Source organism: Rhizobium sp. UFLA01-1127 (assembly GCF_059803845.1).
This window is the reverse complement of the sequence record NZ_JAUQTZ010000009.1, coordinates 47,618-70,648: the sequence shown is the minus strand read 5'-3', so window position 1 is coordinate 70,648 and position 23,031 is coordinate 47,618. Positions and strand designations below refer to the sequence as shown.

The following is a 23,031-nucleotide window of genomic DNA, read 5'->3' as shown; positions in this document are numbered from 1 at the left end:
TGCCGCCGTTCTTCTTGCAATCGCTTCTGAACTTGGCGCGCGCCTTTCCATGCAGGCCCTTGGCATCGGCCTGCGCCGAGCATGCCTTGGAAACGGCTGTCTGGGCCGGTTTCATCGCTTTTGGCTTGGTCATGGTGGTGGTGGTCGAAGGAGTCGACGTCGTTGCACTGGGAGTTTTCGTCGTGGTGCTGGGAGTTGCTGTTTGTGCCATGGCACTTACGCTGAAGAGCGCGACAAAGGCTGCAGTCGTGAACATAGTAACAATTCGCATGGGGCTTTTCCTCCGATAACTAACTTTGGATGGAATGTACGTTGTCCGACGAACGACAGCAGCTTGAACCAATATTCCTGCAAAAGCAATTCGTTCGTTAGGTCGCTTTGCGGCCGTTGGTCGCGCTCGGCAGCAGCTGATTTGTCGCATTGATGTAATATTGGACGAGAATTCAACCCCAGGGACGAGTTGTTGCTCCACTCGAAAAGGTGATTGGCTTTCATACCCCTGCGACGCTAGGAAGGAGCTGGAATGACATAGCCGGAGTCCATCGTGTCGCTTGCCGATATCTCGCTTTTGAGCGCCTTGCTCGCCGGAGCGCTTTCTTTTCTTTCGCCTTGTGTGCTGCCGCTCGTGCCGCCCTATCTCTGCTACATGGCGGGAATTTCAGTGGAGCAGTTTCGCGGCGGCGGCGCAATGGCTGTAGCGCAACCGAGCGTTCGCGGCAACGTGCTGTTGTCTGCGCTGTTCTTCACCTTGGGGTTCGCCACGGTGTTCGTCGCGCTGGGTGCCGGCGCTTCCTCCATAGGCCTGCTGCTGCGCCAGCACCTCGATATTCTCGCCAAGATCGGCGGCCTCATCATCGTCGTCATGGGCCTGAATTTCCTCGGCGTTTTCCGCATCGGCATTCTCGCGCGCGAGGCACGTTTCCAAAGCGGCGGCAAGCCGGCGACGCTGACCGGCGCCTATATCATGGGCCTTGCCTTCGCCTTCGGCTGGACGCCCTGCATAGGTCCGGTGCTCGGCGCCATTCTCGGCATTGCCGCCTCGCGCGAAACGGTCGGCGCAGGCGCCGGCCTGCTCGCCGTCTATTCGCTCGGGCTCGCCATTCCTTTTTGGATCGCTGCTGGCTTCTCTGGCGCTTTCATGAGCTTTCTTTCCCGCTTTCGCCGCCATCTCCGCACGGTGGAGAAGGTCATGGGCGGCCTTCTTGTGCTGACGGGCCTCGCTTTCATTTTCGGCTACATCAGCGATATGGCGATCTGGTTTCAGCAGACCTTTCCAATCCTCATGAAAATCGGCTAGCCGGGCGAGATCTTCGCCTCCGTTTTCAGCGCAAAATGGAACATGCCTGACGGTTGCGGCAACATCCTGCGCACTATTTGCCATGGGCGTACGGCCTGTTCCGCGGTGACGGTTCCTCTTGCCCTTTATTTGACGGAGCCGGGTGCCTTACCCGTGCAGCTTTTCCCGTAGCATCGACGAAAAATTACGCAGGCTGCCGCCAGGCTCGATGCCCTCGCGCATGACGAAGTTGCGCAGCGGCGCGATGGCGGAAAGCACATGCAGACCCGCGGCCCGCAGCATTTGTACAGGCAGGAAGTCCGACAGCAGCGAACGGTTGAGGAGATCGACGCTCGCCGTGCGGCTGATGATGTCGGCACGTCTCTTGCGATCGAAACTGTCGCCGGATGCCGCCGGAATCGGCTGATCCGCGCGTCCGCAGAGGATGTCCGACAGCGCCAATATATCGCGAAGACTCAAATTGAGCCCTTGTGCGCCGATCGGCGGGAAGACATGGGCCGCTTCGCCGATCAGCGCGGCGCGGCCCTTGCCGAAGCGATAGGCAGTCATGCCGGAAAGCGGCCAGACCTGCACGCTGTCTTCGATCGTGACCTGGCCGAGCATCGACTGCATGCGTTCCTCGACCAACCGGCCGAGCTCCTCGAGCGACTTTCCGGCATTGGCAACGGCTTCAGCCGGTTTCTGCACCCAGACGAGGCTGGAGCGTCTGCCGGGCAACGGAACCTGCGTAAACGGACCACTTTCGGTGTGAAATTCCGTGGAGATGTTCTGGTGCGGCAGGCTATGCGCGAAATTCAAAACCATGGCCGACTGCGGATAGGACCAGCCCTTGACCTTGATATCAAGCGTCTCGCGCACCATCGAATTGCGGCCATCGGCGCCGACGACGAATGCGGCTTCGATCGAATCGCCGTTGTCGAGAGCGATCGATACGCCATCGTCGCGGAAGGCGATTTCGGAAGCAGTCGCTTCGATGCGGCTGACATTGCCTTCCGCCGCAATGGCCTCACTGAGGTTGTCGAGCAACACGGCGTTCGGAATATTGTAGCCGAAGGCGTCCAGCCCGATTTCGGAAGACCGGAACGAGACAGTTGGCGCCCGCAGCAGCCGCGACGTGCCATCGATAATGCGCATCGTGGTCAGCGGCGCTGCCGAAGGCGCGATCCGGTCCCACAGCGTCAGGCGTTCCAGAAAGCGGATCGATTGATCCATCAGCGCCGTCGTCCGCTTGTCGGCTTTGTTATGCGGTGCGGCGACGAGGGCGACGGATCTTCCGCCGCGCGCCAGCGCGAACGCCGTGATCATGCCAGCCAGGCCACCGCCGATAACGGCCACTTCAATCTGCTTCATATCGATGCCTCAATTGCCTCTGGTTCTGAAAATAAGCGCTTAGCCTGTTGAAATCCATGGGATGAAACATTGCAACGGGTGAAAATGACAGTAAGTCGCGCTAGCGTGCCACGATGAACGCTTTTGCGCTGGCGATGCCGGCCAAAGGATGCATATTAGCAAGAAAAACCGCCTGCCGGGGCAGGTGAATAAGCTGACGAGTCGTGGGGCGGATGAAAATCTTCAATTACAAGCGGGTACCTTATGCGGAGATGCGTGCTTTCTCCGTCCATATACTGACGGCCTCCGGATCGTTTCTTGCCTTTCTCGGCGTCGTCGCGGCATCGGAGCATCGCTTCGTCGATATGTTCTGGTGGCTCGGCCTTGCGCTGCTGGTCGACGGCATCGATGGCCCGATCGCGCGCAAGGTTCGCGTCAAGGAAGTGCTGCCCAACTGGTCCGGCGACACGCTCGACAATATCATCGATTACGTGACCTATGTGCTCCTTCCGGCCTTCGCGCTCTATGAGAGCGGCATGATCGGCGAGCCCTGGTCCTTTGTCGCCGCCGGCATGATCGTGGTTTCCAGCGCCATCTACTATGCCGATACCGGGATGAAGACGGACGAGTATTTTTTCTCCGGTTTCCCGGTGGTCTGGAACATGGTGATTTTCACGCTTTTCGTTATCGGTGCCAGCGCGACGACCGCAATGATCCTTGTAGGTGTTTCCGTCGTCTTGACCTTCCTGCCGATCAATTTCCTGCACCCCGTGCGCGTCAAGCGCTTGCGGCCGCTGAACCTTGGCATATTTCTCTTCTGGTCGGCGCTCGGCATCTATTCGCTGCTGATGCATTTCGTCATGCCGCAATGGGCCGTTGTCCTCTTCATCCTCAGCGGTATTTATCTTTATTGTATCGGTGCCGTGCTGCAGTTTTTCCCGTCCCTTGGACGTCAGTAAGGCCTGTCCCAGGATGTCAGTAAGGCCCGTCCCCAGGGACGTCAGTAAGGATTGTGCATCATGAAGAAGACCAAAGTTATCCGTATCCATGAAAATGGCGGTCCTGAGGTCATGAAGCTGGAGGAGGTGGATCTGCCGCCTCCAGGCGCGGGCGAGGTGCAGCTTCGCCATGCCGCGATCGGCCTCAATTTCATCGATGTCTATTTCCGCTCCGGTCTCTACAAGGCGCCCCATTTTCCCTTGCCGCTCGGTAAGGAAGCTGCGGGTACCGTCACGGAAGTCGGCCCCGGTGTGACTGATTTTGCCGTCGGCGATCGCGTCGCCTATGTCGGCAGCGACGGCGCCTACAGCACCGAACGCAACATCGAGACCCGCCATTTGGTCAAGGTGCCCGACGATATTCCGCTCGAAACCGCAGCATCGATGATGCTGAAGGGCATGACGGCCGAATATCTCCTGAACCGCACCTTCAAGGTCGGCCCGGGAACGACGTTGCTGTTTCACGCCGCTGCCGGCGGCGTCGGCTTGATTGCCGGCCAGTGGGCCAAGGCCCTCGGGGCCGAAACTGTCATCGGCACAGCCGGTTCCGCCGAAAAGGTCGAGCTGGCGCTGGCGCATGGCTACGACCACGTCATCGACTACAGCAAGGGGAATTTTGCAGACCGCGTCCGGGAGATTACCGGCGGCAAGGGTGTGGATGTCGTCTACGACTCGGTTGGCAAGGACACGTTTCCGCAGTCGCTCGATTGTCTGAAGCCGCGCGGCATGTGGGTTACTTTCGGCCAGTCGTCTGGTCCGATCGAGAATTTCAATCTCGCTATCCTCAACCAGAAGGGCTCGCTCTTTGCCACGCGGCCGAGCCTTTTTGCCTATGTCGGCACACCTGAGGAGTTGAGAGCCAGTGCAAAGGCGTTATTTGCTGTTGTGCAAGGCAGCAAAGTGCGTATCAATATTCATCAAACCTATCCGCTTGTTGATGCAGGGCGCGCGCACGCGGATCTGGAAGCCAGGAAAACGAGTGGAACTACGCTGCTGATCCCATAGATCCGTAAAGGGCGGGGCGGTGGGAAGGAAATGAGGGGAACGTGTCGTCATCCGATGCGCCGGCAACCGGTGCGCTATTGTCGGTTCGCAAGCTGACGAAACTCTTCGGCAGTTTTGCTGCTTGCAACGAAATCGATCTTGAAATCCAGCCAGGGGAAATTCACGCCCTTCTCGGTGAGAACGGCGCCGGCAAATCCACGCTGGTCAAGATGCTGTTCGGCGTGCTCGAGCCGTCGCATGGGCAGATCGCCTGGCAGGGGCAGCCTGTGTCGATCGATGCACCGGGCACCGCGCGCAAGCTCGGCATCGGCATGGTATTCCAGCATTTCTCGTTGTTCGAGGCACTGACAGTCGCGGAAAATATCGCGCTCTCGCTCGACAGCAATATCCCGCTCGCAAAAATTTCGGAGGAGGCGGCCAAGCTCTCCCACGCTTACGGCCTGCCGCTCGATCCGAACGCGCATGTCGCGGATCTCTCGGTCGGCGAACGCCAGCGCATCGAAATCGTCCGTGCGCTCCTGCAAAATCCAAAGCTGATCATTCTCGACGAGCCGACTTCCGTTCTGACGCCGCAGGAGGCCGATCGCCTGTTCGAGACGCTGTTCCAATTGCGAGACGAGGGGCGCTCGGTGCTCTATATCAGCCACAGGCTGGAAGAAGTGCAGCGCATCTGTTCGCGCGCGACAGTGCTGCGCCATGGCAAGGTAACGGGCGCCTGCGACCCGCGGCAGGAGACGACCGGATCGCTTGCCCGCATGATGGTCGGCAGTGATGTCGCGAGCGTGCGGCACGAGGGTCTTGGCGCGAAGGGGGATATTCTATTGGAAGTGGCCGGCCTTTCGGCGCCGGCGCGAACTCCGTTCGCCATGGCGCTGAAGGATGTTTCCCTGCGCGTGCGCGCCGGCGAAGTTCTTGCCATTGCCGGCGTTGCCGGAAATGGCCAGGGCGAATTGTTCGATGTCATTTCCGGAGAATACACGGTCGCCGCGGATGATCTCATCCAATTGCGCGGCAAGGCCGTAGGGACTAAAGGCATTAATGCGCGCCGGCTGATCGGCGCGGGTTTTGTGCCCGAGGAACGCCACGGCCACGCTGCGGTATCGGCATTGAAGCTGTCGGATAATCTTGTGCTTGCCCGCAATCAGTCGGATCGCAAGGCATTCCTAGGCGGCGGTTTCCTTAGCGTCATCAGGCACGGCGCGGTCAAGCAGGCGACGAAACGCATTTGCGAGGCGATGGATGTGCGCAAGAGCGGCGAGGATCCGGCTGCCGGTGCTCTGTCCGGCGGCAATCTGCAGAAGTTCATCGTCGGCCGCGAACTGGATCGTCAGCCGAGCGTTCTCGTCGTCAACCAGCCGACCTGGGGCGTCGATGCCGGGGCTGCGAGCCGCATTCGGCAGGCTCTTGTCGATCTCGCCCGCGACGGTTCGGCCGTGCTCGTCATCAGCCAGGATCTGGACGAGATTTTCGAAGTCGCGACCGATATTGCCGTCATCTCGGAAGGGCGGCTGTCGCCGTCCTATCCCGCCGGCGAGCTGACACGGGAAAAGATCGGGCTATTGATGGGCGGTCTGCATGAATCGAAGACGCATCCGGAGCCTGCACATGCGCATTGAACTCGAAAAGCGCCCGCAGGTCTCGAAGTTGTTCGGTTTGCTTTCGCCTCTGCTTGCGCTCGCGTTGGCGCTGATTGCAGGCACCATCATGTTCGCCGTTATGGGCAAGGACCCCGTCGAGGCGCTCGACGCTTTCTTTGTCGAGCCTCTGCTGGAGGTCTGGTCGCTGCACGAGCTGGCGATCAAGGCCGGCCCGCTGATCCTGATCGCCGTTGGTCTTTGCCTGTGCTACCGCTCCAACAACTGGAACATCGGTGCCGAAGGCCAGTTTACCATGGGCGCTATTGCCGGATCGTTCATCCCGATCGTCTTCACCGATTGGCATTCGCCCATAATCTTGCCTTTGATGCTGATCGCCGGCGCCATCGGCGGCGCGCTCTATGCCGCCATTCCGGCGCTTCTGAAGGCGCATTTCAACACCAACGAGATCCTGACGAGCCTGATGCTAGTTTATATCGCGCAGCTCTTCCTCGATTGGCTGTCGCGCGGGCCATGGCGCGATCCGCAGGGCCACAATTTCCCGCAGAGCATCGATTTTCCGCCCGAGGCGGTGCTGCCGGCGATATGGGAAGATTCCGGCCGCGCCCATTGGGGTATCGTTTTTGCCGTGGTTGTGGCGATCCTTGCCTGGTTCCTGATGAAATACACGCTGAAGGGCTTTGAGATCAGCGTGCTCGGCCAGTCGGCGCGGGCAGGGCGCTTTGCCGGATTCTCCTCGCGAAAAATGGTCTGGTTCGCTTTCCTCGTCTCCGGTGCGCTCTCGGGACTGGCCGGCATATCCGAAGTTTCCGGCTCCATCGGCCATCTGCAGCCGGCCATCTCGCCGGGCTACGGCTTCACCGCCATCATCGTCGCCTTCCTTGCGCGCCTCAATCCGCTCGGAGCCATTCTCTCAGGTCTTGTATTGGCGCTGACCTATCTTGGCGGTGAGGCCGCGCAGCTGTCGCCGGGAATATCGGCCAAGGCGGCAAGCGTGTTCCAGGGCCTGCTGCTGTTTTTCGTGCTCTCCTGCGACACGCTGATCTACTACAAGATCCGCCTGGTCTGGTCGCGGGTTCGGGGAGGTGCGGCATGAGCGTCTTCGAAGCCATCCTGCTCACCATCATCACCGCATCGACGCCGCTCGTCATTGCCGGCCTCGGTGAGCTTGTAGTGGAACGCTCCGGCGTTCTAAACCTCGGTGTCGAGGGCATGATGATCATCGGTGCCGTCGCCGCCTTCGTCGGTGCGCAGGTAAGCGGATCGCCCTATGTCGGCCTGCTGACCGGCATCGTCGCGGGTACCCTGTTTTCGCTGCTGTTCGGCTTTCTTACGCTGACATTGGTGACGAACCAAGTCGCGACCGGTCTGGCGCTGACGATCCTTGGACTCGGCCTTTCCGGCATGATCGGCGAAGGCTATGTCAGCGTGCCGGGCGTGCAGCTGCATGAAATCGTTTTTCCCTTGCTGTCGGATATCCCGTTCCTCGGGCCGGTGCTGTTCAAACAGGACCTGACCTTCTATCTTTCGATTGCGCTGCTCATCGGGGTCAACTGGTTTCTCTTCCGCAGCCGCGCCGGCCTGAAACTGCGCGCCGTCGGCGATAGCCATGGCTCGGCCCATGCGCTCGGCATCGATGTCATCCGCACGCGCTATCTCGCTGTCATGTTCGGCGGTGCCTGCGCGGGGCTTGCAGGTGCTCAGCTGTCGCTCGTCTACACGCCGCAATGGGTCGAGAACATGTCGGCCGGCCGCGGCTGGGTGACGCTGGCTCTTGTCGTCTTCGCCTCGTGGCGGCCGATGCGCGTCATGGCCGGTGGCTATCTCTTCGGCGCAGTGACGATCCTGCAATTTCATGCGCAGGGCTTCGGTGTCGGCATACCCTCGCAGTTCCTGTCGATGTTGCCCTATGCATCGACTATTGTGGTTCTCGTCATCATCTCTCAAAATCGCCGCGCGACCTTGATCAACACGCCAGCGTCGCTCGGCAAGGCCTTCGTTCCGGAGCGCTGATTGCAACAACCGGACCGATTTCTGTAAAACATGTCAAACCAACAGGGGTAACCATGAAAAAACTAGCACTCGCCCTCACAACGACAGCCGCCGCCATCGTTGGTTTCGCCGCCGCTGCTGAAGCAGCACCGACCAAGGTCTGCTTCGTCTATGTCGGTTCGCATACGGACGGCGGCTATTCGCAGGCGCATGATCTCGGCCGCCAGCAGATCCAGAAGGAATTCGGCGACAAGATCGAGACGCCTTATCTCGAAAACGTTCCGGAAGGTCCGGATGCCGAGCGCGCCATCGAGCGTCTTGCCCGTTCCGGCTGCTCGCTGATCTTCTCCACCTCCTTCGGCTTCATGGATGCAACCGTCAAGGTTGCGGCCAAGTTCCCGAAAGTGAAGTTCGAGCATGCGACCGGCTTCAAGAGCGGCCCGAATCTGGCGACCTACAACTCCCGCTTCTACGAAGGCCGCTACATCCTTGGCCAGATCGCCGCCAAGATGTCGAAGAACCATGGTGCCGCCTACATCGCGTCCTTCCCGATTCCGGAAGTCGTCATGGGCATCAACTCCTTCGAACAGGGCGCCCGTTCCGTCGATCCGAGCTTCAAGCTCAAGGTCGTTTGGGTCAACACCTGGTTCGATCCGGGCAAGGAAGCCGACGCCGCCAAGGCAATGGTCGACCAGGGCGTCGATATCCTGACGCAGCATACCGATACGACGGCGCCGATGCAGGTGGCTGAAGAGCGCGGCATCCATGCCTTTGGTCAGGCTTCCGACATGATCAAGGCTGGCCCGAAGGCGCAGCTGACGGCCGTTGTCGATACCTGGGGTAACTACTACTCCAAGCGCGTTCATGCGCTGCTCGATGGCAAGTGGAAGTCCGAGCAGAACTGGGACGGCCTGAAGGACGGCATCCTGAAGATGGCCGACTATACGAACATGCCTGACGACGTGAAGAAAATGGCTCAGGAAACCGAGGCCAAGATCAAGTCCGGCGAGCTTGCTCCCTTCACCGGCCCGATCAACAAGCAGGACGGCACGCCATGGCTCAAGGCCGGCGAGAAGGCCGATGACGGCACGCTGCTCGGCATGAATTTCTACATAGAAGGCGTAGACGACAAGCTGCCGGCTTCCAAGTAATTGCGGCTAAATAGGTAAAGTTGAAAAAGGGCGCGTCGAGCGCCCTTTTTTGTTGCACTGCATCATCGAAAGTCGATTTACAAAAGTATTACTATATGATTTTTTTGTCGCGGGCCTGAGGAGATGGCCTTTGGGAGATAATCATGAAGTTTAAAACCGCACTCGTTAGTGCTACGATTCTTGCTGCCTGCATGTTTACCTCGGCGTCGGCGAAGCAACTGGTTGTTGGCTTCTCGCAAATCGGTTCCGAGTCAGGCTGGCGCGCGGCTGAGACGACGCTGACCAAGCAGGAAGCTTCAAAGCGCGGCATCGATCTGAAGTTCGCTGATGCACAGCAGAAGCAGGAAAACCAGATCAAGGCGATCCGGTCCTTCATCGCGCAAGGCGTCGATGCGATCCTGCTGGCGCCCGTCGTCGAAACCGGCTGGGATGCCGTCCTGAAAGAAGCCAAGGAAGCGAAGATCCCGGTCATTCTGCTTGACCGCACGGTGAACGCACCCAAGGACCTTTATCTGACCGCTGTTACGTCAGACCTGGTTCATGAAGGCAAGGTTGCCGGCGACTGGCTCGTAAAGACGGTCGGCAGCAAGAAGTGCAATATCGTCGAGCTGCAGGGCACGACCGGTTCCTCGCCGGCTATCGGCCGCAAGAAGGGCTTCGAGGAAGCCATCAAGGGGCACGATAACCTGAAGGTCGTTCGCAGCCAGACCGGCGACTTCACCCGCGCCAAGGGCAAGGAAGTCATGGAAAGCTTCCTGAAGGCTGAAAATGGTGGCAAGGACATCTGTGCCCTTTATGCCCATAATGACGATATGGCCGTCGGCGCCATCCAGGCGATCAAGGAAGCCGGTCTGAAGCCGGGCAAGGACATCCTGACCGTGTCGATCGATTCGGTTCCGGATCTCTTCAAGGCTATGGCTGCCGGCGAAGCCAATGCAACGGTGGAGCTGACGCCGAACATGGCCGGTCCGGCCTTCGATGCGCTCGACGCCTTCCTGAAGACCAAGAAGGAGCCGCCGAAATGGATCCAGACGGAATCCAAGCTCTATACCCAGGCCGATGACCCGCAGAAGGTCTACGAACAGAAGAAGGACCTCGGCTACTAAGACGAAAGCCTATCGCACCGGATCGGCAACGCCGCGCCGGTGCGATGTCTTGTGCAAGATGCCGGCGCACCCACGCAATGCGCCGGCTATCGCTTTCGCAATTTGATTCTTTCCAAGGAAATTCGCGCTTCATGGCTCACGACGTCGAGCGACTTCTGACAGCGACAGGTTTTTGCAAGTATTTCCCCGGTTCGACCGCTCTCGATCACGTCGATTTCACATTGATGCGCGGCGAGGTTCATGCGCTGCTCGGCGAAAACGGGGCCGGAAAGTCGACCCTGATCAAATGCATGACCGGCGCCTATCGCCGCGATGCCGGCACGCTCGTTCTCGATGGGGCCGAGATCGATCCGCATGACACGCTGGCAGCGCAGAGGCTCGGCATCGGAACCGTCTATCAGGAAGTGAACCTGCTGCCCAATCTGAGCGTGGCGGAAAACCTCTTTCTGGGCCGTCAGCCACGGCGATTCGGTATGATCAGCAGCCGGTTGATGAATGACATGGCGAGAGATCTGCTGTCGCAATATGGCCTGGATATCGATGTCGGCCGCCAGCTCGACCGCTTCTCCGTAGCAATCCAGCAGGTGATCGCAATTGCCCGCGCGGTCGATCTCTCCGGTAAAGTCCTCATCCTCGACGAGCCGACCGCCAGCCTCGACACGCATGAAGTAGAAATGCTGTTCGGCATCGTCAGGCAATTGAAACAGCGTGGGCTTGGAATCGTTTTCATTACACATTTTCTGGAGCAGGTTTACGAAATCTGCGATCGCATCACCGTTCTCCGCAACGGTCGCCTGGTCGGCGCGCGCGATGCGGCCGGTCTTCCGCGGCAGACCCTGATCGCCATGATGCTTGGCCGCGAACTCGCTGAAACCGAAAGCACGGCAAAGCAGAGCGAGACGGAAAGCGGCCCAGTCAGATATCACTTCACGAACTTCGGCAAGCGCGGCAAGATCAAGCCTTTCGATATGGAGGTGCGCGTCGGCGAGGTGGTCGGCATTGCCGGCCTGCTTGGCTCCGGGCGCACGGAAACCGCCGAAGTGCTCTTCGGTGTCGAGCGCGCCGACAGCGGTGAAGCAAAGATCGAAGGCAAGGCCGTTGCGCTTTCCAATCCGCGCGCCGCGATCAGGAGCGGTTTCGGTTTTTGCCCGGAAGACCGCAAGACAGACGGGATCATCGGTGATCTCTCCATTCGCGAAAACATCGTCATGGCACTGCAGGCAAGGCGGGGCTGGGCAAGGCCCTTGCCGCGCAGCGAGCAGAACGCCATCGCCGATCGCTATATCAAGGCATTGGATATCCGCACGACCGACCGCGAAAAGCCGATCCGGCTTCTTTCGGGCGGCAACCAGCAGAAGGCGATCCTTGCGCGATGGCTGGCAACCAATCCGAGCTTCCTTATCCTGGATGAGCCGACACGCGGCATCGATGTCGGTGCCCATGCGGAAATCATACGATTGATCGAGGATCTCTGCCGGCAGGGGATGTCCCTGGTGGTCATTTCATCCGAACTCGAGGAGCTCGTCGCCTATAGTTCGCGCGTCATTGTCCTGCGTGATCGCGAGCATATTGCTGAGTTGGCCGGCAGTGAGATAACGGCCGGAAATATCGTCGAGGCCATCGCCACGGCTCAGAAGACGCTGGAGGACGCATGAGCTCGCCAATCAAAACCTCCTTGCTCCGCCTGACGCCGCAGCTCATTGCACTTGCAGTTATTCTTTTGTTGAATTTTATCATGTTCCCGCATTTCTTTCATCTGGAGGTTCAGAATGGAAGACTCTACGGAAGCTTGGTAGACGTACTCAATCGTGGTGCACCGGTCGCACTGCTCTCCATCGGCATGACGCTGGTCATCGCCACCAAGGGCATCGATCTGTCCGTCGGCGCGGTCATTGCGATCTGCGGTGCGGTTGCGGCATCCTCGATCGTTGCTGGCTACCCGCTTTCCTATACGCTGCTGCTGACGATCGGCATCGGTTTGGCTTGCGGGCTATGGAACGGATTCCTCGTCGCCGCACTCGATATCCAGCCCATCATCGCGACGCTGGTGCTGATGGTGGCGGGCCGCGGCATCGCGCAATTGATCACCGAGGGCACGATCCTCACCTTCAACAATGACGGGCTGATCTTCCTTGGCAGCGGTTCGTTCGCCGCCCTGCCGATGCCCGTCGTGATCTGGCTCCTCGCCGCGCTCGTGGTGATCGCTCTGGTTCGGCGCACGGCGCTTGGAATGCTGGTCGAAGCGATCGGCATCAACCGTCGGGCAAGCACGCTTTCCGGTATCCGGACGCCGGTCCTGCTGATCGCGGTTTACGTATTGAGCGGTCTGTGCGCATCCATCGCCGGCATCATCGTTACCGCCGACATCAAGGGCGCCGACGCCAACAACGCCGGTCTTTGGCTTGAACTGGACGCGATCCTTGCCGTCGTGGTCGGTGGCAATTCGCTGCTCGGCGGCCGTTTCAGCATCGTCGGTTCGCTGATCGGCGCGATGATCATTCAATCGGTCAATACAGGCATCCTGCTCTCCGGCTTTCCGCCGGAATTCAATCTGGTGATCAAGGCGCTCATCGTCATCGTCATTCTGGTCATCCAGTCCCCGGCAATGCAATCCGCCACGTCGTTCCTCTGGCGGCGCCGAGGTGAGGGGCAGATGGTGCAGAAGGAGCAGGCAAAGTGAATTCGAAATATCTTCCGCTGCTTGCGACGATCGTCATCTTCATCCTGGCCTATGTCGGCTGCGTGACGCAGTATCCGAACATGCTGTCGACGCGGGTGGTAGGCAACCTTTTGACGGACAATGCCTTTCTGGGAATTGCCGCTGTCGGCATGACGTTCGTGATCATCTCGGGCGGCATCGACCTGTCCATCGGCTCGGTCATTGCCTTCACCGGCGTTTTTCTGGCCGTCATTTTGCGCGATACGCCGATCCATCCGTTGATCGCATTCGCCCTGGCGCTTGTCATTACGACGTTTTTTGGCGCTGGCATGGGTGCCATCATCCACTATCTCAGCATGCCGCCTTTCATCGTGACGCTGGCCGGCATGTTTCTGGCGCGCGGTATCGCCTTCGTGCTGTCGATCGACAGTATCCCGATCGAGCATGATTTCTATTCTCAGCTCAACGATCTCTATTGGCTGATGCCTGGCGGCGGCAGGCTGACATTGATCGGCGGGCTCATGCTGCTCGTCTTTGCCGGCGGCATCTTGCTGGCGCAGCGCACCCGTTTCGGTGCCAATGTCTATGCACTTGGCGGCGGCGCGCAGACCGCGGAACTCATGGGCGTGCCGGTGGGGAAAACGACGATCCAGATTTATGCACTGTCGGGATTTCTAGCTGGCCTATCCGGAATCGTTTTTTCGATCTACACATCTGCCGGATATTCGCTTGCCACGGTCGGTGTCGAACTCGATGCGATTGCTGCCGTGGTCATAGGCGGAACACTGCTGACTGGAGGAGCGGGGTTCGTCGGGGGAACACTCATCGGAATTCTCATACAGGGCTTGATTCAGACCTACATCACCTTCGACGGGACGCTTTCCAGCTGGTGGACGAAGATATTGATCGGCTTGTTGCTGTTTGCTTTTATTCTGATGCAGAAGGGTCTTCTGCTGCTTTCCCGCCTGAATCGACGATATGTCTAAGGGAAGGGCTGAACGCTTGCGCGACCGATTGCTTGAGACCGGAAAATCCGAGGGAAAATCGCGCACGAGCCACGCTCAGGTGGTCGATGAACTGGGTAAGGCGATCGTCTCTGGCGCATTTCCGATCGGAAGCATCCTTCCAGGCGACAGCGAGCTTCTGCAACGATTCAAGGTATCCCGAACCGTTCTGCGCGAAAGCATGAAGACCTTGGCCGCAAAGGGACTGGTCGTGCCGCGCGCGCGTGTCGGTACGCGCGTCACCGAAAAGATCCATTGGAACATGTTCGACAACGAGGTGCTCAACTGGCATTTCGAGAGCGGGGTCAACAAGGAATTCCTTCTCCACCTTTACGACATACGCATGGCATTCGAGCCCTTCGCAGCCAGTCTGGTGGCCGAGCGGGCCAGCCGGGAGGACATCGATCTGCTTCGCAGTCTCGCGGCATCGATGGCTGAGCCTCATCACACCTCGGACAGCCTCGCCATCGCCGATCTGCATTTCCATCTTGCCGTCACCGAGGCATCGCAGAATCCGTTCATGCGATCGCTGGGTGGGCTTATCGAAGCTGCACTCGTCGGCATGTTTCGCATGAGTGCGCCGCCTTCAGCCAATGGTTTTGCCAATATTGCGGATACGCACATGGCCATAGTGGATGCGATAGCGGCACGTGACGGCCTGGCTGCCCATAAGGCGATGGAATTTGTGATCATCGATGGACGTCAACACGTTCTTGAAGCTTTCGAGGCTTTCGTCGAGGCCTGAGCCTTGCTTTGAATTTCTCCATAGTTCATCGCTCGACTTGTTGCTATGAGGGGACTCGCCCGGTCCCGGGCGACGCCTGACCGTATATTTCGGAGCTTGAAATGGAACGCAGCTGTCTCGCCATCATCCTCGCCGCCGGCGACAGTACCCGCATGAAATCGTCGATGTCGAAGGTCCTGCATCCGATCGCCTCCCGTCCGATGATCGCCCATGTCATGGAGGCGATCGCCAGGACCGATATAGCGGCGGCGGCTCTGGTCGTTGGGCGCAACGCCGATGAAGTCACTGCCGCAGCGTCGATCGGCGGCATAGATGTCGACTCCTATCTGCAGAAAGAGCGGCTCGGAACCGGTCATGCCGTGCTGGCGGCGCGCGAGGCGATTGCCCGCGGATATGACGATATTCTTGTTGCCTACGGAGACGTGCCGCTGCTGACCGACGCGCCGCTGCGCGCCGCCCGCCAGGGACTGGCTGACGGCAACGACGTCGTCGTCATCGGCTTTCACACCGATCATCCCAATGCCTATGGCCGATTGCTGGTCAAGGACGGCGAATTGATCGCCATCCGCGAGGCGAAGGACGCAACCGATGCCGAGCTGGCGGTAACGTGGTGCAACAGCGGCTTGATGGCGATCAACGGCCGCAAGGCGCTCGATTTGCTCGATCGCATCGGCAACAGCAATGCCAAGGGCGAGTATTATCTCACCGACCTCGTCGAGATTGCCCGCTCGCTGGGCGGCCGAGCCGTTGCCGTCGATGCGCCCGAGGTCGAGATGACAGGCTGCAACAACCGCGCCGAACTCGCCGTCATCGAGCGCCTGTGGCAGGAGCGCCGCCGGCATGAGCTCATGCTGTCGGGCGTGACCATGGTTGCGCCGGAAACGGTGTTCCTCGCCTACGACACCGTGATCGGCCAGGATGCGCTGATCGAGCCCAATGTTGTCTTCGGACCAGGCGCGGTAATCGAGGGAGGCGCGGTCATCCACGCCTTCTCGCATATCGAAGGCGCTCACGTCAGCGCCGGAGCGACCGTCGGGCCGTTTGCGCGGCTGCGTCCGGGCGCCAATCTTGCCGGCGGTTCCAAGGTCGGCAATTTCTGCGAGGTCAAGAACGGGAAGATCGGCGAGGGCGCCAAGGTCAATCATCTGACCTATATCGGCGACGCGACGGTCGGGTCTGGCAGCAATATCGGCGCGGGCACGATCACCTGCAATTATGACGGGGTGAACAAGTACGAAACCCATATAGGCGCCAATGCCTTTGTCGGCTCCAATTCCTCGCTGGTAGCCCCCATTCGCATCGGCGACGGCGCCTATATCGCTTCCGGCAGCGTCATCACGGATGATGTTCCAGCCGATGCGCTGGCCTTCGGCCGCGCACGCCAGGAGGTGAAGCCGGAGCGTGCGAAGGTCTTGCGCGAACGAGCCTTGGCCATCAAGGCGGCGAAGAAGAGCGGTCACTAGAGCGGATTCAGGTAACGGTCCGAAATCGAAAGTGACCGTCGTGGCAATTGAGAAAATTGCAGGATTGATTAGGAGTTGCCCTCAAATCTGAGGTCAGACGGAGAGCTGTATGTGCGGTATTGTTGGGATCGTCGGAACGGCGCCTGTGGCGGATCGCTTGGTGGATGCGCTGCGGCGCCTCGAATATCGCGGTTATGATTCGGCCGGCGTTGCGACGATCCATAACGGCGTGATGGATCGCCGCCGCGCGGAAGGAAAGCTGTTCAATCTGGAGAAACGGCTAGAAACGGATCCTCTGCCGGGCACGACGGGCATCGCGCATACGCGCTGGGCGACCCATGGCGTTCCGAATGAAACCAATGCCCACCCGCATTTCGTCGAAGGCGTTGCCGTCGTTCATAACGGCATCATCGAAAACTTCTCGGAACTGCGTGAGGAATTGAAGGCCGGGGGCAGGGTGTTTTCTTCGCAGACGGACACGGAAGTCGTGGCGCACCTGCTTGCGAACTATATCCGCGAAGGGCTGGATTCCCGCGCTGCCATGCTCAAAATGCTGAACCGCGTGACGGGCGCCTACGCATTGGCTGTGATGTTCGAGAACGATCCCGGCACGCTGATGGCGGCACGCTCCGGTCCGCCGCTCGCAGTCGGGCATGGCAAGGGCGAGATGTTCCTCGGCTCGGATGCCATTGCGCTCGCACCGTTCACCAGCGAGATCACCTACCTCGTCGATGGCGATTGCGCGATCGTCACCCACGCAGGTGCCACGATCCTCGATTACACTGGCAAGGAAGTGACAAGGCCCAGGCAGATTTCCCATGCGACCGCCTATGTCGTCGACAAAGGCAATCATCGCCATTTCATGGAAAAGGAAATCTACGAGCAGCCCGAAGTCATCTCCCATGCGCTCAGCCACTATGTCGATTTCGCCAGCCACCGCGTGCATCCCGAAGTATCGGCCATCGACTTTGGGAAGGTATCGGGCCTGGCGATCTCCGCCTGCGGCACGGCCTATCTCGCCGGCCTGGTCGGCAAATACTGGTTCGAGCGCTATGCGCGTCTTCCGGTCGAAATTGATGTTGCCTCCGAATTCCGATACCGCGAAATGCCCCTGCAGCCTTCGCAGGCGGCGCTGTTCATCTCTCAGTCCGGCGAGACGGCCGATACGCTGGCTTCGCTGCGCTATTGCCGCGACAACGGCCTGAAGATCGGTGCCGTCGTCAACGTGAAAGAATCGACGATCGCGCGCGAATCCGACGCCGTATTCCCGATCATGGCCGGTCCGGAGATCGGGGTTGCTTCGACGAAGGCCTTCACCTGCCAGCTGGCGGTTCTGGCATCTCTGGCGATCGGAGCCGGTGTCGCTCGCGGCACCGTCAGCGCCGCGGACGAGAAGGAACTGGTGCACCATCTCGTCGAAATGCCGCGCATCATGGCGCAGGTGCTGAACATCATTCAGCCCCAGATTGAAAGCCTTTCCCGTGAAATTTCGAAATACAAGGATGTGCTCTATCTCGGCCGTGGCACCAGCTTCCCGCTCGCCATGGAAGGCGCGCTGAAGCTTAAGGAGATTTCCTACATTCATGCCGAAGGCTACGCCGCCGGCGAGCTCAAGCATGGTCCGATCGCGCTCATCGACGAGAACATGCCCGTTATCGTCATCGCCCCGCATGATCGCTTCTTCGACAAGACCGTCTCCAACATGCAGGAAGTGGCGGCGCGCGGCGGGCGAATCATTTTCATCACGGATGCGAAAGGTGCCGCCGCGTCGACATTGCCGACCATGGCGACCATTACCCTGCCGGTCGTCGATGAAATCATCGCGCCGATTATCTTTTCGCTGCCGATTCAATTGCTTGCCTATCACACCGCCGTCTTCATGGGCACCGATGTCGATCAGCCGCGCAACCTTGCCAAATCGGTGACGGTGGAATAGGCCCGCCTGCGGTCACGCTTTTGCTTTCACGTCGTCGTGAGCCGGGCGTCTGTTCGGCTTGGCGGCGTGACTGACGGGTTGTATGCATTGATGATTTCTGGCACGTTTCCTGGACGGAGATGGTGGGGAGGTTTTGCCGGTTAGGGGTGGGCGACGGAACGGAGTTTTCGAGCGGCGAATGACTGAAAAGCTCATCAAGATGTCCGTAACCATGCGGATCAGAAACAATTTCCTGGCCGGCCTCATTATCTGTGCTCCGATAGCAATCACGCTTTGGCTGACCTGGTCCGTCGTTCATTGGGCCGACAGTTGGGTTCGCCCCTATATTCCCGCGCGCTACGACCCTGAGAGCTATCTGAATTTCGCCGTTCCCGGCACCGGCCTGCTGATCGCGATGATCTTCATCACGCTGGTCGGTTTCCTGGCCAAGAACCTGATCGGCCAGAGCATCGTCCGCTTCGGCGAGTTGATCGTCAATCGCGTTCCGCTGGTGCGGACGATCTACAAAAGCGTCAAGCAGATATTCGAAACGGTGCTGAAGGAGCAGGGCACCTCCTTCAAGAAGGTCGGGCTGATCGAGTATCCGAGCCCGGGCCTCTGGTCCATGGTTTTCATATCGACGGATGCCAAAGGCGAGATCGCCTCGAAGTTCAACGCCATGGGGCAGGACATGGTGGCGGTCTTCCTGCCGCCTACACCCGTGCCGACGGCCGGTTTTCTTGTCTTCGTTCCTCGCGACAAGATTACGGTGCTCGACATGAGTCCCGAGGATGGCGCCAAGCTCCTGATATCGGGCGGTCTCGTTGCGCCAGAATATAAGGAGCTGGTCGCGGCCAAGGAACTGCGGCAACCCGTTCCCATAAAGTCCCTCTCCTAGAATTGCTCCGGTTCCTATAGTTGGATGGGTGACCTCGCGTATTGCGCGAACTGTCATGTCCCTATCATATTGACACCTTAGAGCGTCGTTGGGGACAGATTGCCGGATGCGTCTCATCATCGGATGCCCGGCGCTTCCGTGCCGGGCTGTCGTTTTCTGACCCGATCTGAAATCGGGCCGGAGATGGATGCCGTTGTCTCCATAAGGGCTTTCATCAGGAGGATATTGTCTTGACCTATATGCGTTCGAAGAGCTCGCGGCTCCTGTCGGCTGCACTCGCCACATTCGTTTTCGCCGCGCCGGCCGCGGTACTCGCCGATACGTCCGTAACCGTTCAAGGCGTGACGCTCGTCAATAAGGGCCGCGTCGCCATCGGTCGCATTCCAGCCAATCAGCGGGACAAGTTCGGCGAAACCTTCGGTTCCGGCTCGGGCATGTCGATCGACATTAAGAACTGGACCCGCAATGCCGACGGCACCTACAAAGGTTCGCTGTGGCTGCTGCCGGACCGCGGCTACAATGTCGCCGGCACCACGGATTACGGCGCGCGTCTCAACACCATCGATATCAAGCTGACGCCGGTCGCTCCCGGTGCAACGCCGCCGGCCGGCAAAGAACAGTCGGGTGTCGAAGCCAAGCTCGCGGATACGCTGCTGCTGAGGGACAATAAGGGCACCGAAACCACGGGGCTCGATCCGGCGAACGGCGTCCGCAATCCGGAAGGCGCCATGCCGTTGCTGCCGCAGGCGCCGAACGGCAAGATCTCGCTCGACAACGAGGCCATTGTGCGGCTGCCCGATGGCTCGATGTTCATCAGCGATGAATACGGTCCCTACATCTACCGCTTCTCGGCGGATGGAAAGATGATCTCGGCCACGGCACCGCCGGCCGCGTTTCTGCCGATGCGACACGGCACGGTGAATTTCTCCTCGAACAATCCAGGCCCTGGCGAAGCGGCTCCCGATCCGAAGGACCCGACGAGCGGGCGTCAGAACAACCAGGGCTTCGAGGGCATGTCCCTGACCCCCGACGGCAAGTTCCTGATCGCCGTACTCCAGTCCGCGACCCGTCAGGATGGTGGTGATTCCAGCTCGACGAGACAGAACACACGCGCCCTGGTCTACGACGCTGCCGATCTCGATCACCTGAAACTGGTGCACGAATATGTCGTGCCTTTGCCGGTTTTCACCAACGACAAGGGCAAGACCGCCGTCGCCGCCCAGAGCGAAATCGTGGCGCTTTCACCAACAAGCTTCCTGATGCTCGCGCGCGACAGCAACAACGGCTACGGCCAGAAGGGTGACAAGTCGATCTATCGCAGTGTTGTCACCGTCGATGTGTCCGCCGCCACCGACATTGCCGGCGGCAGGTTCGACGGCGATACCGCTGTCGCTCCGAAGGGCGTTCTCGATCCCTCGGTCAAGCCGGCTGTCCTCAGCCAGTTCATCGACATCAACGACAGCGCCGATCTTGCTCGCTTTGGCCTTCACAACGGCGCTCCGAACGATCGCAACAATCTCTCGGAAAAGTGGGAAGCCATGTCGCTCGCCAGCGTCCAGGATCCGAAGCTGCCGGACGATTACTTCCTGTTCGTCGCCAACGATAACGACTTCATCACGCAGGACGGCTTCCAGGTCGGCGCCGCCTACAAGGATGACAGCGGCGCCGATGTCGACACCATGTTCCAAGTGTTCCAAGTCACCATTCCAGGCCTCTCCGCCAAGTAATGTCGCGAAAAGGGATGGGCGCGGTTACCGCGTCCATCCGCTCATCCCGCCCGCAGGAAGCGGATGGCTTCGTCGCGGCGGAAGAGATAGAGCAGCGTGCGCACCGCCACACCCCGCTCGCTCGTCAGCTCCGGATCGCGCTCGATCAGATAGGCGGCATCCTTGCGGGCGATTTCCAGGAGGTCGGCATGGGCTTCCAGACTGGCAATACGGAAGCCAGGCGTGCCCGACTGGCGCGTTCCGAGAAGCTCACCTTCGCCACGCAGTTTCAAATCCTCCTCGGCAATCCGGAAGCCGTCCTCGGTCTCGCGCATGATCGACAGCCGCGCATGCCCTGTTTCGCCGAGCGGGCCTTTGTAGAGCAGGATGCAGGTGGATGCTTCGTCGCCGCGGCCGACGCGGCCGCGCAGCTGGTGAAGCTGCGCCAGACCGAAACGCTCCGCATGTTCGATGACCATGATCGTCGCGTCCGGCACATCGACGCCCACTTCCACCACGGTCGTGGCGACCAGCAGACGGATCTCGCCGTTCTTGAAGGCCATCATGACGGCATCTTTTTCCGGGCCGCTCATTCGGCCATGGATCAGGCCGATACCGGGGCCGAGTGCCTTCGTCAGCGTTTCATGGCGTTCCTCGACGGACATTAAATCGGATTCTTCGGATTCTTCGACAAGTGGGCATATCCAATAGGCTTTTTTGCCTTCCGATAAGGCACTCTTCAAGCGGGCAACGATATCGCCGGTTCGCTCGTTCGGAATGGTGATCGTCTGAATCGGCTTGCGACCCGCCGGCTTCTCAGTAAGCTTGGAAACGTCCATGTCGCCGAAGGCGGCCAGTACCAGCGTTCGCGGGATCGGTGTTGCGGTCATGACGAGCATATGCGGCGAGATGCCCTTCGCGGTCAGGCGCATGCGCTGGTGAACGCCGAAGCGATGCTGCTCATCGACGACGGCCAGCATCAGGTTGGCATAGGCAACGCTGTCCTGAAACAGGGCGTGGGTGCCGATGATGATCTGCGCTTCTCCCGAAGCGATGCGCTCCAGGATCGCATCCCGCTCGCGGCCCTTCGTGCGGCCTGTTAGAACTTCGACAGAAATGTTTGCATTTGCTGCGAATTTTGAAATCGTTAGATGATGCTGCCGCGCCAGAATTTCGGTCGGCGCCATCAGCACCGCCTGACCGCCGCTTTCGATCACGGCGGCGATTGCCATCAGCGCAACCAGCGTCTTTCCCGCGCCGACATCGCCCTGCAGCAGCCGGAGCATGCGTTCCGTGCCGGCCATATCCCTGAGAATATCCGCAATCGCATCGCGCTGGCTGTTCGTCATAGAAAATGGAAGGAATTCCAGTATCTTGCCGCTGATTTCTCCGGTTGCGTGCACGGGCTGACCGGCAACCTTGCGCAGTCTCTGGCGCACGAGGGAGAGAGACAGCTGCCCCGCCAGGAACTCATCATAGGCAAGCCGGCGGCGGGCAGGCGCCTGCGGATCGATATCGGCGGCGTCCCGCGGCGCATGCAGCATGTGGAAGCTGTCGGAGATCGAGGGAAAGCCCTGCTTTTGAGTAAGGGCGACATCATCCCATTCGGGCAGTTGCGGGATGCGCGGCAGCGCCGTCTCGATGGTCTTGCGCAGGAACTTCGGCGTCAGCCCGGCGGTTAGCGGATAGACCGGTTCGACCAGCGGCAGGTTTTCCGCCTCGCTCTCGCGCATGATATAGTCCGGGTGCACCATGGACGGACGGCCGTTGAACCAGTCCACCTTGCCGCTGACGGTGACGGTCTCGTCGATCGGCAACTGCTTTTCCAGCCATTGCGCCTTACCGCGGAAGAAGACCAGCGCAAGCTCGCCTGTTTCGTCATGCAGATAGACGCGATAGGGCACGTTGCTGCGCGCGTTGGGCGGCGGCTGATGGCGATCGACGCGGCCGGTGATGGTGACGATGGCGCCCTGCGGCGCGCGGGCGATGCCAGGCTGTTCGCGCCGGTCGATGATCGAATGCGGCGCGTGGAAAATAAGGTCGATGACGCGGCAATCGTCGATGGTTTCGCGGTCGAGCAACTTGACCAGCAGCTCGGATGCTTTCGGCCCGACGCCGGGCAGCGAAGAGATGGAGGCAAATAGCGGATCAAGGATGGCGGGACGCAT

The 23,031-nt window shown here is 59.8% G+C and carries 19 protein-coding genes; 16 read left to right on the top strand and 3 right to left on the bottom strand.

Features of this window, described 5'->3' with window-relative positions; genetic code table 11:
* The coding region (locus Q4Q11_RS04030; protein ID WP_498568730.1) for a PsiF family protein at positions 1–271 on the bottom strand (271 nt) is incomplete at its 3' end.
* 273 nt (positions 272–544) lie between these two features.
* On the opposite strand from Q4Q11_RS04030, the gene Q4Q11_RS04025 reads away from it, so the two are divergent.
* Positions 545–1,297: a cytochrome c biogenesis CcdA family protein gene (locus Q4Q11_RS04025; RefSeq protein WP_498568729.1), complete on the top strand. Its 753-nt coding sequence runs from the start codon at positions 545–547 to the stop codon at positions 1,295–1,297.
* 147 nt (positions 1,298–1,444) lie between these two features.
* On the opposite strand, the gene Q4Q11_RS04020 is transcribed toward Q4Q11_RS04025, so the two are convergent.
* A complete protein-coding gene (locus Q4Q11_RS04020) occupies positions 1,445–2,647 on the bottom strand; it encodes a UbiH/UbiF family hydroxylase (RefSeq protein WP_498568728.1) in 1,203 nt (400 codons plus the stop codon).
* A gap of 212 nt (positions 2,648–2,859) precedes the next feature.
* Here Q4Q11_RS04020 and pcsA point away from each other — a divergent pair, with 212 nt between their 5' ends.
* The 15 genes from pcsA (at position 2,860) to Q4Q11_RS03945 (ending at position 20,884) form a co-directional block, all read left to right on the top strand.
* Positions 2,860–3,585 carry a phosphatidylcholine synthase gene (pcsA, locus tag Q4Q11_RS04015; protein ID WP_112507174.1) on the top strand — a complete coding sequence of 242 codons (726 nt, stop codon included), beginning with the start codon at positions 2,860–2,862 and terminating at the stop codon, positions 3,583–3,585.
* 60 nt (positions 3,586–3,645) lie between these two features.
* Positions 3,646–4,629, top strand: a complete 984-nt coding sequence (locus tag Q4Q11_RS04010; protein ID WP_112507172.1) for a quinone oxidoreductase family protein — start codon at positions 3,646–3,648, stop codon at positions 4,627–4,629.
* Positions 4,630–4,670: 41 nt separating this feature from the next.
* On the top strand, positions 4,671–6,245 hold the full coding sequence (locus Q4Q11_RS04005; protein WP_112507170.1) for an ABC transporter ATP-binding protein: 1,575 nt from the start codon (positions 4,671–4,673) through the stop codon (positions 6,243–6,245).
* Entirely contained in the window at positions 6,235–7,320 is a 1,086-nt protein-coding gene (locus Q4Q11_RS04000) for an ABC transporter permease (RefSeq protein WP_112507168.1), read from the top strand. Before Q4Q11_RS04005 ends, Q4Q11_RS04000 begins: the two co-directional genes overlap by 11 nt.
* Entirely contained in the window at positions 7,317–8,237 is a 921-nt protein-coding gene (locus tag Q4Q11_RS03995; protein WP_112507166.1) for an ABC transporter permease, read from the top strand. The genes Q4Q11_RS04000 and Q4Q11_RS03995 overlap by 4 nt, the downstream gene beginning before the upstream one ends.
* Positions 8,238–8,290: 53 nt before the next feature.
* Positions 8,291–9,367: a BMP family ABC transporter substrate-binding protein gene (locus Q4Q11_RS03990; RefSeq protein ID WP_112507164.1), complete on the top strand. Its 1,077-nt coding sequence runs from the start codon at positions 8,291–8,293 to the stop codon at positions 9,365–9,367.
* Positions 9,368–9,510: 143 nt separating this feature from the next.
* Positions 9,511–10,473 carry a galactofuranose ABC transporter, galactofuranose-binding protein YtfQ gene (gene ytfQ / locus Q4Q11_RS03985; RefSeq protein ID WP_112507162.1) on the top strand — a complete coding sequence of 321 codons (963 nt, stop codon included), beginning with the start codon at positions 9,511–9,513 and terminating at the stop codon, positions 10,471–10,473.
* Between the two features lie 131 nt (positions 10,474–10,604).
* Positions 10,605–12,128, top strand: coding sequence for a galactofuranose ABC transporter, ATP-binding protein YtfR (ytfR, locus tag Q4Q11_RS03980; RefSeq protein ID WP_113215473.1), 1,524 nt, complete (start codon positions 10,605–10,607; stop codon positions 12,126–12,128).
* Positions 12,125–13,153 (top strand): ABC transporter permease, encoded by a 1,029-nt coding sequence (locus tag Q4Q11_RS03975; protein WP_112507158.1) that lies wholly within the window; start codon positions 12,125–12,127, stop codon positions 13,151–13,153. The genes ytfR and Q4Q11_RS03975 overlap by 4 nt, the downstream gene beginning before the upstream one ends.
* Complete coding sequence (gene yjfF / locus Q4Q11_RS03970) at positions 13,150–14,118, top strand: galactofuranose ABC transporter, permease protein YjfF (protein WP_112507156.1); 969 nt, start codon at positions 13,150–13,152, stop codon at positions 14,116–14,118. The genes Q4Q11_RS03975 and yjfF overlap by 4 nt, the downstream gene beginning before the upstream one ends.
* A 16-nt stretch (positions 14,119–14,134) precedes the next feature.
* Positions 14,135–14,881, top strand: coding sequence for a FadR/GntR family transcriptional regulator (locus tag Q4Q11_RS03965; RefSeq protein WP_113215472.1), 747 nt, complete (start codon positions 14,135–14,137; stop codon positions 14,879–14,881).
* A 101-nt stretch (positions 14,882–14,982) separates the two neighbouring features.
* Complete coding sequence (gene glmU / locus Q4Q11_RS03960) at positions 14,983–16,344, top strand: bifunctional UDP-N-acetylglucosamine diphosphorylase/glucosamine-1-phosphate N-acetyltransferase GlmU (RefSeq protein ID WP_498568727.1); 1,362 nt, start codon at positions 14,983–14,985, stop codon at positions 16,342–16,344.
* Between the two features lie 109 nt (positions 16,345–16,453).
* Positions 16,454–18,280, top strand: coding sequence for a glutamine--fructose-6-phosphate transaminase (isomerizing) (gene glmS / locus Q4Q11_RS03955; protein WP_112507150.1), 1,827 nt, complete (start codon positions 16,454–16,456; stop codon positions 18,278–18,280).
* Between the two features lie 178 nt (positions 18,281–18,458).
* Positions 18,459–19,157, top strand: a complete 699-nt coding sequence (locus tag Q4Q11_RS03950; RefSeq protein ID WP_498568726.1) for a DUF502 domain-containing protein — start codon at positions 18,459–18,461, stop codon at positions 19,155–19,157.
* Positions 19,158–19,396: 239 nt separating this feature from the next.
* Positions 19,397–20,884 carry an esterase-like activity of phytase family protein gene (locus Q4Q11_RS03945; protein ID WP_498568731.1) on the top strand — a complete coding sequence of 496 codons (1,488 nt, stop codon included), beginning with the start codon at positions 19,397–19,399 and terminating at the stop codon, positions 20,882–20,884.
* 41 nt (positions 20,885–20,925) lie between these two features.
* Here Q4Q11_RS03945 and recG read toward each other — a convergent pair whose 3' ends face one another.
* Positions 20,926–23,031 carry an ATP-dependent DNA helicase RecG gene (gene recG, locus Q4Q11_RS03940; RefSeq protein ID WP_498568725.1) on the bottom strand — a complete coding sequence of 702 codons (2,106 nt, stop codon included), beginning with the start codon at positions 23,029–23,031 and terminating at the stop codon, positions 20,926–20,928.

Bases quoted from the DNA above. Each gene is read 5' to 3' on its own strand.
- glmS (WP_112507150.1), top strand. From the start codon at position 16,454: ATGTGCGGTATTGTTGGGATCGTCGGAACGGCGCCTGTGGCGGATCGC.
- pcsA (WP_112507174.1), top strand. From the start codon at position 2,860: ATGAAAATCTTCAATTACAAGCGGGTACCTTATGCGGAGATGCGTGCT.
- Q4Q11_RS03995 (WP_112507166.1), top strand. From the start codon at position 7,317: ATGAGCGTCTTCGAAGCCATCCTGCTCACCATCATCACCGCATCGACG.
- Q4Q11_RS03945 (WP_498568731.1), top strand. From the start codon at position 19,397: ATGCGTTCGAAGAGCTCGCGGCTCCTGTCGGCTGCACTCGCCACATTC.
- recG (WP_498568725.1), bottom strand. From the start codon at position 23,031: ATGCGTCCCGCCATCCTTGATCCGCTATTTGCCTCCATCTCTTCGCTG.
- ytfR (WP_113215473.1), top strand. From the start codon at position 10,605: ATGGCTCACGACGTCGAGCGACTTCTGACAGCGACAGGTTTTTGCAAG.
- ytfQ (WP_112507162.1), top strand. From the start codon at position 9,511: ATGAAGTTTAAAACCGCACTCGTTAGTGCTACGATTCTTGCTGCCTGC.
- Q4Q11_RS04010 (WP_112507172.1), top strand. From the start codon at position 3,646: ATGAAGAAGACCAAAGTTATCCGTATCCATGAAAATGGCGGTCCTGAG.
- Q4Q11_RS04020 (WP_498568728.1), bottom strand. From the start codon at position 2,647: ATGAAGCAGATTGAAGTGGCCGTTATCGGCGGTGGCCTGGCTGGCATG.
- Q4Q11_RS04000 (WP_112507168.1), top strand. From the start codon at position 6,235: ATGCGCATTGAACTCGAAAAGCGCCCGCAGGTCTCGAAGTTGTTCGGT.
- Q4Q11_RS03975 (WP_112507158.1), top strand. From the start codon at position 12,125: ATGAGCTCGCCAATCAAAACCTCCTTGCTCCGCCTGACGCCGCAGCTC.
- glmU (WP_498568727.1), top strand. From the start codon at position 14,983: ATGGAACGCAGCTGTCTCGCCATCATCCTCGCCGCCGGCGACAGTACC.
- Q4Q11_RS03990 (WP_112507164.1), top strand. From the start codon at position 8,291: ATGAAAAAACTAGCACTCGCCCTCACAACGACAGCCGCCGCCATCGTT.
- Q4Q11_RS03950 (WP_498568726.1), top strand. From the start codon at position 18,459: ATGACTGAAAAGCTCATCAAGATGTCCGTAACCATGCGGATCAGAAAC.